Source organism: Pseudomonas sp. F8002 (assembly GCF_013385495.1).
Classification (GTDB): Bacteria; Pseudomonadota; Gammaproteobacteria; order Pseudomonadales; family Pseudomonadaceae; genus Aquipseudomonas.
Window position 1 is genome coordinate 79,436 of the sequence record NZ_JACAPW010000032.1, and the last position, 12,682, is coordinate 92,117.

Annotated in this window: 16 protein-coding genes; 4 read left to right on the top strand and 12 right to left on the bottom strand. The window is 61.9% G+C overall.

The genetic code is table 11. The features are described from left to right. Nucleotides 1-13: 13 nt before the first annotated feature. The 10 genes from HX811_RS23010 to HX811_RS23055 form a co-directional block, all read right to left on the bottom strand. On the bottom strand, nucleotides 14-439 hold the full coding sequence (locus HX811_RS23010; protein WP_063033454.1) for a thioesterase family protein: 426 nt from the start codon (nucleotides 437-439) through the stop codon (nucleotides 14-16). Further along, the gene (gene hutH / locus HX811_RS23015) at nucleotides 432-1,973 is read right to left on the bottom strand and encodes a histidine ammonia-lyase (protein WP_177047539.1); all 1,542 of its coding nucleotides are present in this window, start codon (nucleotides 1,971-1,973) and stop codon (nucleotides 432-434) included. The genes HX811_RS23010 and hutH overlap by 8 nt, the downstream gene beginning before the upstream one ends. Continuing rightward, complete coding sequence (locus HX811_RS23020; RefSeq protein WP_177047540.1) at nucleotides 1,957-2,892, bottom strand: glycosyl transferase; 936 nt, start codon at nucleotides 2,890-2,892, stop codon at nucleotides 1,957-1,959. Before HX811_RS23020 ends, hutH begins: the two co-directional genes overlap by 17 nt. Beyond that, nucleotides 2,889-3,623, bottom strand: coding sequence for a glycosyltransferase family 2 protein (locus tag HX811_RS23025; RefSeq protein WP_177047541.1), 735 nt, complete (start codon nucleotides 3,621-3,623; stop codon nucleotides 2,889-2,891). Before HX811_RS23025 ends, HX811_RS23020 begins: the two co-directional genes overlap by 4 nt. A gap of 167 nt (nucleotides 3,624-3,790) precedes the next feature. After that, nucleotides 3,791-5,461 carry an acyl-CoA synthetase family protein gene (locus HX811_RS23030; protein ID WP_177047542.1) on the bottom strand — a complete coding sequence of 557 codons (1,671 nt, stop codon included), beginning with the start codon at nucleotides 5,459-5,461 and terminating at the stop codon, nucleotides 3,791-3,793. Then, on the bottom strand, nucleotides 5,458-6,003 hold the full coding sequence (locus tag HX811_RS23035; RefSeq protein ID WP_063033449.1) for a hypothetical protein: 546 nt from the start codon (nucleotides 6,001-6,003) through the stop codon (nucleotides 5,458-5,460). The genes HX811_RS23030 and HX811_RS23035 overlap by 4 nt, the downstream gene beginning before the upstream one ends. Next, nucleotides 6,000-6,254: an acyl carrier protein gene (locus HX811_RS23040; RefSeq protein WP_003209389.1), complete on the bottom strand. Its 255-nt coding sequence runs from the start codon at nucleotides 6,252-6,254 to the stop codon at nucleotides 6,000-6,002. Before HX811_RS23040 ends, HX811_RS23035 begins: the two co-directional genes overlap by 4 nt. Nucleotides 6,255-6,263: 9 nt before the next feature. After that, the gene (locus tag HX811_RS23045; RefSeq protein ID WP_008439197.1) at nucleotides 6,264-6,533 is read right to left on the bottom strand and encodes a phosphopantetheine-binding protein; all 270 of its coding nucleotides are present in this window, start codon (nucleotides 6,531-6,533) and stop codon (nucleotides 6,264-6,266) included. After that, nucleotides 6,511-7,323, bottom strand: coding sequence for a 1-acyl-sn-glycerol-3-phosphate acyltransferase (locus HX811_RS23050; protein ID WP_102367952.1), 813 nt, complete (start codon nucleotides 7,321-7,323; stop codon nucleotides 6,511-6,513). The genes HX811_RS23045 and HX811_RS23050 overlap by 23 nt, the downstream gene beginning before the upstream one ends. Next, nucleotides 7,299-8,021 carry a beta-ketoacyl synthase chain length factor gene (locus HX811_RS23055; RefSeq protein ID WP_008439188.1) on the bottom strand — a complete coding sequence of 241 codons (723 nt, stop codon included), beginning with the start codon at nucleotides 8,019-8,021 and terminating at the stop codon, nucleotides 7,299-7,301. Before HX811_RS23055 ends, HX811_RS23050 begins: the two co-directional genes overlap by 25 nt. Nucleotides 8,022-8,369: 348 nt before the next feature. Between HX811_RS23055 and HX811_RS23060 the strand changes: the two genes are divergently transcribed. Continuing rightward, a complete protein-coding gene (locus tag HX811_RS23060) occupies nucleotides 8,370-9,140 on the top strand; it encodes a ParA family protein (RefSeq protein ID WP_177047544.1) in 771 nt (256 codons plus the stop codon). A 441-nt stretch (nucleotides 9,141-9,581) separates the two neighbouring features. Continuing rightward, entirely contained in the window at nucleotides 9,582-9,830 is a 249-nt protein-coding gene (locus HX811_RS23065; protein WP_003209399.1) for a DUF6124 family protein, read from the top strand. On the opposite strand, the gene trxC is transcribed toward HX811_RS23065, so the two are convergent. After that, a complete protein-coding gene (gene trxC, locus HX811_RS23070; RefSeq protein ID WP_177047546.1) occupies nucleotides 9,818-10,252 on the bottom strand; it encodes a thioredoxin TrxC in 435 nt (144 codons plus the stop codon). The two genes, HX811_RS23065 and trxC, sit on opposite strands and share 13 nt — an antisense overlap. A 235-nt stretch (nucleotides 10,253-10,487) precedes the next feature. Here trxC and HX811_RS23075 point away from each other — a divergent pair, with 235 nt between their 5' ends. Both HX811_RS23075 and HX811_RS23080 read left to right on the top strand, forming a co-directional pair. After that, nucleotides 10,488-10,784 carry a type II toxin-antitoxin system HigB family toxin gene (locus tag HX811_RS23075; protein WP_093202502.1) on the top strand — a complete coding sequence of 99 codons (297 nt, stop codon included), beginning with the start codon at nucleotides 10,488-10,490 and terminating at the stop codon, nucleotides 10,782-10,784. Then, nucleotides 10,781-11,182 carry a type II toxin-antitoxin system HigA family antitoxin gene (locus HX811_RS23080; RefSeq protein WP_177047548.1) on the top strand — a complete coding sequence of 134 codons (402 nt, stop codon included), beginning with the start codon at nucleotides 10,781-10,783 and terminating at the stop codon, nucleotides 11,180-11,182. The genes HX811_RS23075 and HX811_RS23080 overlap by 4 nt, the downstream gene beginning before the upstream one ends. 6 nt (nucleotides 11,183-11,188) lie before the next feature. Here the strand turns inward: HX811_RS23080 and selO are convergent, their stop codons facing one another. After that, the gene (selO, locus tag HX811_RS23085) at nucleotides 11,189-12,652 is read right to left on the bottom strand and encodes a protein adenylyltransferase SelO (RefSeq protein ID WP_177047550.1); all 1,464 of its coding nucleotides are present in this window, start codon (nucleotides 12,650-12,652) and stop codon (nucleotides 11,189-11,191) included. Nucleotides 12,653-12,682 lie beyond the last annotated feature (30 nt).

Consider the following 12,682-nt stretch of genomic DNA (forward strand, 5'->3'; position numbering starts at 1 on the left):
ACAGGGTTGTGTGTCATGACAGCGCCCTCTCGACTGCGTCGACAAATACCTTCGGCGACGCCAACTGCATTTCGCGGCTGGCAATTTCCACCGCCACTTGCACGGTGCTGGCGCGGGTCAGGCGCTCGCCCGTGGCCTTGTCGCTGATCAGGTAATTGACCTTCAAGCGGTTCTCCCACTCCACCAGGCTGGCGCGCACGTTGATGGTCTGGCCGAAGGTCGCGCCGCGCACATAGCGCAGCTGCATATCGATCACCGGCCAGGCGTAGCCCGCTTCCAGCATCGCCGTGTAGTTGTGGCCGAGCTTGTCCAGCAAGGCGCAGCGGGCGACTTCCAGGTACTTTACGTAGTGCCCGTGCCACACCACGTTCATGGTGTCGATGTCGAAAAACGGCACGAGGATTTCAGTGTCGCAGTGCAACACGCCGGGGCTACGCATGCAGCCTCCAGTGTTGCTCGGCGATGCGTTTCAGGCACAGGCGCAATTCGCCTTCCAGGGCGCGGTCTTCGATGACCGGCGGGAAGTCTTTGGCCAGCTCGTCGTGCATGGCGGCCAGCGCCGGCGGCAGCGGGCGCGCATCTTCAGCCTGGGCCCGCAGCCATACGCCTTGGTTGGCGGCGAGCAAAGTGGCGGCGGCGACTTGTTCGGTCAGTTCCAGCACACGAATCGCATCGCGGGCGGCGATGGTGCCCATGCTCACCTTGTCCTGGTTGTGGCACTCGGTGGAACGCGAGAACACGCTGGCCGGCATGGTGTTTTTCAGCGCTTCGGCGGTCCAGGCGCTGGTGCCGATCTGCACAGCCTTGAAGCCGTGGTTGATCATCGCCCGCTCGGCTGGCGCGCCCGACAAATTGCTCGGCAGGCCGTGGTTGTAACGCACGTCCACCAGCAGGGCGAGCTGGCGGTCCAGCAGGTCGGCGACGTTGGCCACCAGGGTCTTGAGACTGTCCATGGCGAACGCGATGTGGCCGCCATAGAAGTGGCCGCCGTGCAGCACGCGTTCTTCTTCGGCGTCGATGATCGGGTTGTCGTTGGCGCTGTTGAGTTCGATCTCGATGAACGAACGCAGCCAGTTCAGGCTGTCGGCCAGCACGCCCAGGACATGGGGCGCGCAGCGCAGGGAGTAACGGTCTTGCAGGCGATGCAGCGGCGCGGTCGGCGCGTCAATCGCCAGATCCTTGCGCAGCCAGGCGGCGACTTGCATCTGCCCCGGGTGCGGCTTGGCGGCGAACAGGCGCTCGTCGAAATGCTCCGGGTTGCCTTGCAGCGCCACCACGTTCAGCGCGGTGATGCGCGTGGCCAGTTGCAGCAGGTAGTCGGCGCGGGCGAAGGCCAGGCAGGCGAGGCCGGTCATCACGGCGGTGCCGTTCATCAGTGCCAGGGCCTCTTTCGGGCGCAGTACCAGCGGGTCCCAGCCCAGCTCGCGGTGCACCTCCGCCGCCTGGCGGCGTTCGCCACGGAACAGCACTTCGCGCTCACCAGACAAGGTTGCGGCCACGTAGGACAGCGGCGTCAAATCACCGCTGGCGCCCACCGAGCCTTCTTCCGGAATCAGCGGCAGCACGTCAAATTCCAGGAACGCGTGCAGGCGCTCCAGCAACTCCACGCGCACGCCCGACACGCCATGGCACAGCGACTGCAACCGCGCCGCCAGCACCGCGCGGGTGGCTTGCGCATCCAGCAACTTGCCCAGGCCGCAGCCGTGGAACGTGTAGAGGTGGCGGGGCAACGCTTCGACGTGCTCCAGCGGCACCGCCACCACGCACGAGTCGCCGTAGCCGGTGGTCACGCCGTAGATCACGCCTTCCTTGTCCAGCAACGAATCCAGGAACTGCGCGCCCTTGGCTATGCGCTGGCGGTACTTGGCATCAGCTTGCAGTTGAGTCGGCGCCTGACGGTTGGCCAGGGCCAGCACGTCTTCGATGCGCAGGGGAATTTCGCCGAAGGTTACCGGCTCAAGATGCGTCGTCATCGGTCTTCCAGAAAGGGTAAAAGTTGAACCATTGTTGGGGCGCTTCCAGGCAGAACTGGCCCAGGCGCTCGGCGTAGCGGGCGGTCCATTGTGCGATCACCTGCTGGCGGTCGCTGCGTTTCCATTCGATCAACTGGGCAAACGGCTCGATGATCAGGCGATAACGGCCTTGGTGCTTCAAGCACATCAGCAGGTTGACCGGGCATTTCAGCAAACCGGCCAACAGCCACGGGCCTTGGGGGAAGGCGGCGTCATGGCCGAGGAAATCCACGCGTACCGTGCGCCCGCCATGCAGCGGTACGCGGTCGCCGGCAATCGCCAGCCACTCGCCGTCGTCGAGGCGCTGGCTGAGCAGCATCATCACTGCCGGATCAAGTTCGCTGACCTGGATCAGGCGCAGATTGGTCGCCCCGGCTTCGCCCAGAATCCGGTTGAAACGTTCAGCGTGCTTGGTGTGCACCAGCACGTTCATGGTGACCTTTTCGCCAAGCTCGGCGAGGGCGCGGCACACCTCAAGATTGCCCAGGTGCGCGCCCACCAGCATCTGCCCGCGTTCGCTACGCAGCTGGCCGCGCAGTTGGGCCGGGTCGATGATTTCGATCTGCTCCAGGCGCAACTTGCCGTTCCATACGTCGAGCTTGTCCAGCAGGGCGTCGGCGAATGCCATGAACTGGCCGAAGACGCTTCTGTGGGTAGGGCGCAGGTCATCGCGCCGGCTCCAGTCGGCCAGGCGCTGCTGGTATTGCCAGGCGCTTTGGCGGGCCGTGCGGCCGAACAGAAAGAAGTAGAAAATGATGCCGTAGAGCAGCGGGCTCAGCAGCCGGCGCCCGAGGACCTTGGCGGCGAAGGCGGTGAATTTCATCAGCCAGAAGCTGCCGCGCTCCTCGCGGTCGGCCCAGTGCTTGGTGTCCTGGCTCATGCCTGCCACCGGCGCCAGAGGATCATCGGCGCGCGCACCAACATGCCGAAGAACAGCCGGGTGTGCATCGAGGAAATCAGCGCGTTGTCGTGGAACAGGCGAAAGTGCGACAGGCCGTCGGCGGGGTAGTGCACCTTGGTCGGCAGCCAGCGCATCGGCTGGTTGCGCCAGGCCAGGCGCACCAGGATGTCGGAGTCGAAATCCATGCGTTTGCCGATGTTGGCCGAGTCCATCAAGGCCAGGGTCGGTGGCAGTGGGTACACACGAAAGCCGCACATGGAATCGCGGATCTGCAGCGACAAGGTATTGATCCACACCCAAACGTGGGTCAGGTAGCGCGCGTAAAGGCGGCCCTTGGGCACGCTGTCGTCGTATTCCGGGTAGCCGCAGATCACCGCATTCGGGTGGGCGCGGGAGGCGTCGAGGAAGGTACCGACTTCCCGCAGGTCGTGCTGGCCGTCGGCGTCCACTTGCAGGGCGTGGGTGAAACCCAGGCGTGCGGCTTCGCGAAAGCCGGCCATGACGGCGGCGCCTTTGCCCTGGTTGGCGGGCAGGGTCAGCAGTGACACGTTGTCGAGGGTTGCCAGTTGCGCCAGCACGGCGGCGCAGGTGGCGCTGCTGCCGTCGTCTACCAGCAGGCATGGCAGGCCGCTGGACAGCACGGTGCGCACCACGGCGGGCACGGCGGCCTCGTGGTTGTAGACCGGGATCAAGGCGCAGGGGTTATGCATAACAGGTACCCCATTGGCACAAGCACTTCGTGTGGCGAGGGAGCTTGCTCCCGCTGGGCTGCGAAGCAGCCCCAACACAGGCGACCGAGACCTGCCTGATAAACCACAGTGCCTGGGTTGGGAGTGCTGCGCACTCCAGCGGGAGCAAGCTCCCTCGCCACAAAAGCTTAATCACTGACCCTCCCCAGCACGATCCGCCCACTGGAGCAGGCGGCCGCCTCATTGCGGTAGGCGAAGTACAACTTGCCGCGCTCCTGATCGAACCGCAGGTGCAGTTCGATCCGGTCATCCGGGCGTACCAGTTGCTGGAACTTGAGCACTTCCATCCCGGCGAACTTCCCCGGCAGCTTGAGCAGTTGCTGGCCCAGGCTCAGCGCCCAATCCACTTGCACCACACCCGGTAGCACCGGGGTTTGCGGGAAGTGCCCGCTGAAGTAGGCGAGGTCCGGCGGGATCGCCAGTTGCAGGGTCCATTCACCGTTGGCTTCGACTTGTTCCAGTACTTCCGGGGCTTTCGGGCGCGGTGCCAGCAGCAGGGCTTCGACGTCGGCCTGGGGCAGCTTGCCTTGGGTGTTCAGCGGCAATTGGCGCAACAGGCGCCAGCGGCGGGGCAGGGCCAGGGCTTCGCAGTGTTGGCTCAAGTGCTGGCGCAGGGTTTGGGTGACGGTGCGCCGGCCCTGGTTACGCAGGGCATGCAAGCCGTCTGCGCTGAGCACCACGAGGGCGCCGAGGGAGGCGCGGTTTTCCTGCACCACGCCCAGGCGCGTTTCAGCGACCCAGGCATGGTCCATCAGCGCCTGTTCCAGCATCGGCAGGGAGATGCGTTTTTCTTCCAGCTTGACGATGCGGTCCAGGCGGCCGAGCAATTCGAAGCGGCCGTCGGCGTGGATGGTGGCGGCGTCGGCGGTCTGTTCGACATGGCCGGCGGGCAGGTATGGCGAGGCGATGCGCAAGGCGCCGTCGGCGTCCTGGCTCAGCTGCACGTCGGCAAACGGCTGCCACGGTTGTTCGCCCTGGCGCCAGGCGATACCACCGGTTTCCGAGCTGCCGAGGATTTCCGTCGGCCATTGCTGCAGGCGCTGATGCAGGCTGCCGGCGGCTTCAAGGGGCAAGGCGCCGCCGGAGGAAAACACCCGTTTGACCGGTGTAAGCGCTGGCCAGTCGAGGTTGTCACCCATGCGCTTGAGGAGCGCCGGGCTGGCGACCCAGGCAAATTGCGCATGCTCGCGGCTGGCGCGCTGCAAGTCCTCGGGAAATGCCAACTGTTGGCGCACAAAGGTGCGCCCGGCACACAACGGCCACAGCACCCGGAACAGCAAACCATAGATATGCTGGGTGGCGACGCTGCCGATGATGCACGCCTCGCCGAGGTCGGCGCCCCACAAGGTTTCCAGCGCCTGGACTTCATTGGCCATCTGGCGCAGGGTTTTGTCGATGCGCTTGGGTTCGCCGCTGGAGCCGGAGGTGCACAGGCTCAGGCAGCAGGCATCCAGGTCCAGGGCTGCGGCGCTTGATGGCGCTTGATACAGCGCGTCCAGGTCGCCGGCCTCGGTCAGCCAGGCGTCGACGGCATCGTCCCAGCGCTGGCGCGTTTGTGGTTGCAGGTCGGCGGGCAACAACACGCTGACGCCTGCGCGCCACGCACCCAGCAGGGCGATCGCCAGCAAGCCGGCATCTTCCAGGTACACCGCCAGGCGCTGGATGCCCCGGGCTTGCAACCCGGCGGCCAGGCTCAGGGACTTCTCCCACAGGTGTGGGTGATCCAGGGCAGGTTCGGTGGTCACCAAACGCTGCTCCACAGGCTCAAGCAGCAAGTGCTCAAGATTCAACCAATTCATACGCGGCCTCGAACCCTTTGTCGTACCAGCCATTCCACGGCAAACAACAGCCCCATCAGCCCGTAGGCGATCATGCCGTTGTACAACGTCCACCAGCTCAGCGGCGCCCACAGGGTGAGGGCGGCGGCGAGCAGGCCGTTACACAGGAAAAATACACTCCACACCACGGTGACCTGGCGGGTATACACAATCGCTTTTTCGGGCAGTTGCGGCTCGGTCATGCGCGCGAGGCGCTCGACCATCGGCGGCCCGTATTTCAGGCTCAGGCCGAACAGTGCCAGCATGAAGGCGCTGACCAGGCTCGGGTACCAGCGCAGCATCTGCGGGTTGTCGAACCAGGCGAGCAACAGGCAAAAGACGATGATCGCCGCCGCCATCCAGCGGCTGCCCGGGCGCCTGGCGCCGGTCAGGGCGCGCAACAGCCACAGGCTGCCCAGCAGCAGGCCAAATTGCCACGGGGCAAAATGCTCAGTGCCGTAATACACCGCAAAAGGGTACAGCAGCCCCGCCAGCAACAGGCCAAGGCCGATCAGCCGGCTCATGCGGCCGGTTGAACCAGACGGTAGACCGCCTCGACCACGTCATTCACGGTGCGCACGGCCTTGAACTCTTCGGCGGCGATTTTCTTGCCGGTCTGGCGCTTGATGTGGTCGATCAGGTCCACTGCATCAATGCTGTCGATTTCCAGGTCCTGGTACAGGTTGGCGTCGAGCGTGACGCGTTCCGGTTCCAGTTCAAACAGTTCCACCAGGGCGTCGCGCAAGGTGTTGAAAATATCGTCACGAGTTTGCATGGTACGGTCTCAAGCTGCCTGTCGGGCCGTGACGAACGCCGCGAGGCTGGCCACGTTGGTGAAGTGATTGCGGGTGTCCTTGGCGTCGGCATCGATCTTGATGCCGTACTTTTTCTGGATCGCCAGGCCCAATTCCAGGGCGTCGACTGAATCCAGGCCAAGGCCTTCGCCGAACAGGGTTTGCTCGTTGCCGATGTCGCTCTCGCTGATGTCTTCCAGGCCCAGGGCCTCGATGATCAGCGTTTTTATGTCGTGCTCAAGGCGGTGTTGGTCGCTCATCTTCGGCGAGCTCCTTAATAAAATACTGGTGCAGGTAATCGTTGAGCTTGCGTGATGCCTGGGGCGCGGGCCCTTGTGCGGCAAACGCCTGTGGTTCTATATCGGCACCCACGCGCAAACTGAAGTGAAAGCGGCGATTCGGGATGCGATACCAGGGTTCGGCCTTGGTCAGGGTGGTGGGGCTGACCTTGATCACCACCGGAGTGATGATGCTCGCACCGCGCAGGGCAATGGCGGCGGCGCCGCGATGAAAGGTCGGCGCCTGGCCCGGTGAGGTGCGGGTGCCTTCCGGGAAAATGATCAGGGTCTGGCCGTCCCGCAGGGCATCGGCAGCGGCATCGAGCATGTCGGCGCTGCCATCGTTGCTGATGTAACCGGCGTCGCGCACCGGCCCACGGGTGAACGGGTTCTGCCACAGGCTCTGCTTGACCACGCAGTTGGTCTGGCGCATCTGGGCGATCAGGAACACCACGTCCACCAGCGATGGGTGGTTGGCAATGATCATCTGGCCCGGGCGGCCGAGCTTTTCCGCGCCTTCGACGCTGTAGGTCAGGATGCCCAGGCGCGTCATCATGCGGATAAACAACCAGAACAGGCAGCTGATGGTGTGGCGGGCGCGTCGCTGATGCTGTTTGGCATCACCCGGCAGGCAACTGAGCAGCGGAAACACCAGCACACGCAGGCACAGGCCGCCGAGGCCAAACAGGGCGAAGGCGGTGGCAGTGGCGAACAGGCGCCAGTAGTAGGCCTTCCGGGGCTTTTCGGTCAGGACTTGCGTTGCCAGTTCCATACTCGGTTCTTCCAGGCATGTTGGCAGGCGCCCTCTTCGTTCAGCAGGGTGCGCAGCAGGTTCAGGGCGTGGGGCCACTGGGCTTTGGTGGTGGGTTGGACAGCGGCTGTATTCAGTTCCAGCTGCCACTCGTCGCCCGGTGTCAGCAGCAGGCCGAGGGCGTAGGGGAAGGGCACGTCCTCGATCCAGCGCGCATAGGCTTCGGGGGGCTGTTCCTCGGTAATGATCAGCAATACAGCCGGTGCGCCTTCATTGAGCAGGGCAGCGGCTTCGAGCATGCCGTGCTCCAGGCCATCGCCGGCGGCGGCGAGGGCGGTCATTTCACTGGTTTCATTGCGCAGGATCGACCACAGGCCAATCACCGCGTTATGCACCGACAGGCTGAACTGGGTCGGCGACAGGGGCTCGTCGTTGGCCAGGTCGCTGAGAATATCGAGGGTGCGTGGGGTTTCGCCGTGACGGGAAACAAACACCAATGGCAACTGTTGCAAGCCTTCGGCCAGGGGCCAGCCCACACTGAAGGCCATGCGCGCCAGGCGGCTCAGGCGCCGGCGCTGCATGGCCGGCAGGAAGGACACATCGGGTGCCGCGTCGCTGCGGGCGAGCAACATCGGCTGCCGGCACCAGGTGCGCCAGTCGTCCGCGCTTTCGAGCCCGGGAGCCCAGGCGCGCCATTGGGCGATGTTGAAATTGATCACTGAGAAGTTATCCCGCCCCTGCGGGCTTCCTTGTGCGGCCATTGGCCCCGAATACCGGGACAGGGTGCAATCGCCGAATGGCGCGCATTATCCCGGTGCTGCGGGGTTCTAGCAAACTTTGGTAAAGAATTGTTCACGGATGATTACAAATTCGCTGGAAAGAATTACCGATTGTCCATCATGCAGGTAGGGCAGCAGGTGTCAGGCAATTCCTGCTTTGTCGGACAGACGGGAAATTGTTATGCGAGATAGAGCCTCTGATGCTGTAGTACAGGAACAAACGAGGTAGCTAACGGGCGCTTTTGCCCTCTACACTCGGGTCATTCATTGATACACGGAGGTTTTTCCATGCGGCGCGTGGTGTTCAACCAAAAAGGCGGTGTTGGCAAGTCCAGCATTGCCTGCAACCTGGCGGCGGTCAGCGCCAGCGAAGGCTATCGAACCCTGTTGGTGGACCTCGATGCCCAGGCTAACTCTACCCAGTACCTCACCGGGCTGACCGGCGACGATATCCCCATGGGAATCGCCGACTTCTTCAAGCAAACCCTGTCTTCCGGGCCGTTTTCGAAGAAGAACCAGGTGGATATCTACGAAACCCCGTTCGACAACCTGCACGTCATCACCGCTACCGCGGAACTGGCCGACTTGCAGCCCAAGCTTGAGGCCAAGCACAAGATCAACAAGCTGCGAAAGCTGCTGGATGAATTGAGCGAGGACTACGACCGGATCTACCTGGATACGCCGCCGGCGCTGAACTTCTATGCCGTTTCAGCGCTGATTGCCGCTGATCGCGTGCTGATCCCCTTCGATTGCGACAGCTTCTCCCGCCAGGCGCTGTATGGCCTGTTGGCCGAGATCGAAGAATTGAAGGAAGACCACAACGAAGGGCTGGAAGTGGAAGGCATCGTGGTCAACCAGTTCCAGGCCCGGGCGAGCCTGCCGCAGCAGATGCTGGATGAATTGATTGCCGAAGGGTTGCCGGTACTGCCGGTGTACCTCACCAGTTCGGTGCGCATGCGTGAATCGCACCAGGCGAACATGCCGCTGATCCACCTGGACCCACGGCACAAGCTGACACAGCAGTTTGTGGAGTTGCATAACCTGCTGGAAAACGTTTGATTTAGCAGGCAACACATCACCCATGTGGGAGCGGGCTTGCTCGCGAATGCGGTGGATCAGTCGACATCTTTATTGACTGACCCACCGCATTCGCGAGCAAGCCCGCTCCCACATTTGGTCTTTGTTCCTACAGGGAAATCGTCGTCTTGCGCCGTTGCCTACAGTTACGCCAGAATCCGCCGGCTTGTGCGTCTGGATGGGCGTCTCTAAGGTTGCTCGGTCGCTGAATTCTCAGTGATCGGGTTTAGTAGCCCGAGTGTTTGTCGTTAAGTGCATAAGCTTCATCTTTCAGGCGCTGAGTCTGTGCTTGATGGTAGCTGTGCGTAGGGCGTCTTCGGGCGCGCCGGCTTCGACATTTCCCGGTCTACTAACCTGCGTACAGCTGCCACCCTAATTCGTTTAGTAGCGATCAGATGGCGGCTCCAATCAGGAATGTCGACCATGTTTAAAGCTACTCCAAATCCCCCGTCGTACCTTTTTACAGTCAGCCCCGGCCAAGCCACCGAAACCCTGATCCTCAATACCTACGAAACCTTCTCCTCAGTCACCACCCTCCTGCTCGACCTTTCCGACGACCTCACCGGCAAGCAGCGCGATGTCGCGTTGGCCATTCATCAGTTGAGCGAATTGGGCGTATTGCTGATGGGGCAAGTGATGGACCGGGGTGTCCCGTTACCTCAAACGCCCTGACTGCGCAGCCAGCTCATCAACTGCGGTAACGGAAACGCACCGCTCTGACGCGCCACTTCCCGGCCATTCTTGAACAGGATCAGGCTGGGAATCGAGCGAATCCCCAACTGAGCGGATAACTGCTGATTGGCCTCGCTATCGAGCTTGGCCAATCGGCACTTCCCGGCCAACTGCCCGGCGGCCTGCTCAAACACCGGCGCAAACGACTTGCACGGCCCGCACCATTCGGCCCACACGTCCACCAGCAACGGCAGGTCGCCCTTGATCTGGCTGGCGTAATCGCCCTGTTTCAGCTCAAAGGGTTTGCTCAGCAGCACCGGTTGCTTGCAGCGCCCGCACTTCGGCGAATCGCCCAGGCGTTCATTGGGGATGCGGTTGAGACCGTTGCAGTGGGGGCAGGGAATTACTAGAGAGTCGGACATGCTGGGCTCCGTGAAAGTGGCCAATGGGTTCTATTTGGAGCCGGGAAGGGTGTTTATCAAGGTTCGACGCTAGTGATGTACGCGTTCACATTTTTGGTGGTGACTTCTATCGCGGCGTATCTAGGCTGTTGAAGGGTGCTTGGAATTGCGCCACTGGTCCGCCAAGGAATATCGCAGATTGCGATATTTTTTCGGCAAGACTAACCTTCATAGCAAGATGCGATAAGGATGTTGCATGCGAGTGATCAGCGAAAAAAGGATATGGGAAGCGAAAGAAAGATGGCCGCATTCAGCCACGGCACTGGATGAGTGGTATCGCAGAATGAAACGCAACAGTCCCGCCGACTTTGCGTCGATGAAAGGAATGTTCCCTGCAACAGACAAAGTCGGGCAGTTCCATGTGTTTGACATCGGGGGCAATAAGCTGAGGTTGATTGCCTTCGTGCATTACCAAGTACAACGAATTTATATCAAGTACCTGTTCGATCACCGTGAATATGAGCAAGGTAAATGGAAGGAGAAAATCAGATGAGCGCACTCATCAGGCAGGCTGCCGAACACTGGCAATTTGTTTCGCCATTGCTGCGCAAGCCAAGAAACGAGGCGGACTACGATACCTTGGTCAGCGCCCTCGACGAATTGCTGGACCTGATAGGCGAAGATGAATCCAGCCCGCTCATGAGCCTGGTGGATATCCTCAGTGACTGGATCGAGGCCTACGATCTCGAGTACCGGCCGATGCCCGTTGCCAGTGGCGTTGAAGTGCTACGTTCAATGATGCGAGAGCATGGCTTGACCCAAAGTGATCTCCCGGGCGTTGGTGCGCAGTCGGTTGTCTCTGAAGTACTTAGTGGCAAACGCCAGCTCAACCTGCGGCAGATTCGTTGGCTGGCGGAGCGCTTTGGGGTTTCAGTGGAGACCTTTATCTAGGTCGCGCTATGAAGAACAACTAATCTCCAAATGCTTCCCCCAATCCGGCGGCCGCTGGGCGTATTGTTCCATCCCCGGCTGCTCTTCAAACGGTTTGCTCAGCACTTCATGCAGCCGGCGCACTTCGCTGTAATCCCCAAGCTCCGCCGCCTGGATGGCGTTCTGCGCCAAATAGTTGCGCAGGATATAAAGCGGATTCACCCCATGCATCCGCTCACGTCGCTGTTCTTCTGTGCCGCTGGCGTCGCGCTCCACACGGGCTTTGTACAACTCAGCCCAATCATCAAACCCCTTGAGGTCGACAAAGTCGTCGCGCAACCGCGCCACGGCCAATGCGGCGGATTCATCCCCCAGCCGGCGGAAGAACAGGGTGTAATCGACGCCGCTGTTCTGCATCAGTTGCAGCAGGCGCTCCACCAGTTTTTGATCGTCATCTTCGGCGGTGGTGAGGCCCAGTCGGCGGCGCATCAGGTCCAGGTAATGGGCCTGGAACAACGGCAGATACAGCCCCAGCGTTTCACGCAGCGCCTCGACGCTGATAAACGGCGTCAACGCCTGGGCCAGAGCGCTCAGGTTCCACTGCCCGATCGGCACCTGGTTGCTGAAGGAGTAACGCCCTTCATGGTCGGAGTGGTTGCAGACGAACTGCGCGTCGAAATCGTCCAGGAACGCAAACGGCCCGAAGTCGAAGGTGATGCCGAGGATCGACATGTTGTCGGTGTTCATCACTCCATGGCAGAACCCATAGGCCTGCCACTTGGCGATCAACTCGGCATTACGCTCGACGATTTCGCGGAACATCGCCAGGTACGGCTCGGGCTGTTCCATGCATTCCGGGAAGTGCAGGGACAGCACGTGTTCCGCCAATTGCTTCTGCAATTCAGGCTTCTTGGTGTAGTAGAAATATTCGAAATGCCCAAAGCGCACGTGGCTGTGGGCCAGGCGCAGCACCATGGCGGCGCGCTCCTGTTTCTCGCGCCACACCGGCGTGGTGGAACCGATCACACACAGCGCACGACTGCTGGGAATGCCCAGCGCATGCAGTGCTTCCGACGCCAGAAACTCGCGGATCGACGAGCGCAACACCGCACGACCATCGCCCATGCGCGAGTACGGGGTTTGCCCGGCACCCTTGAGGTGCAGGTCCCAATGCTCGCCGGCCTGGTTGTACACCTCGCCCAGCAACAATCCGCGGCCATCCCCCAGTTGCGGGTTGTACGAGCCAAACTGATGCCCGGAATAGATCATCGCCCGCGGCTCGGCCTCGGCCCACAGCTTGTGCCCGCCGAACAGCTCGGCAAACACCTGCGTTTCGGCCACGGCGGGGTCGAGATCCAGCAGCGCCATGGCTGCCTCGCTCGCCACCACTAAACGCGGTTCGTCGATGGGCTCGGGCAGCACATGGGTTGAGAAACCGTCGCCCAGGCGGGCGAAGCGGTTGTCGAAGGTCAGTTCGTCGAGGGCTTTCAACGGCCATCTCCTGAGCAGAATGTCCGACCA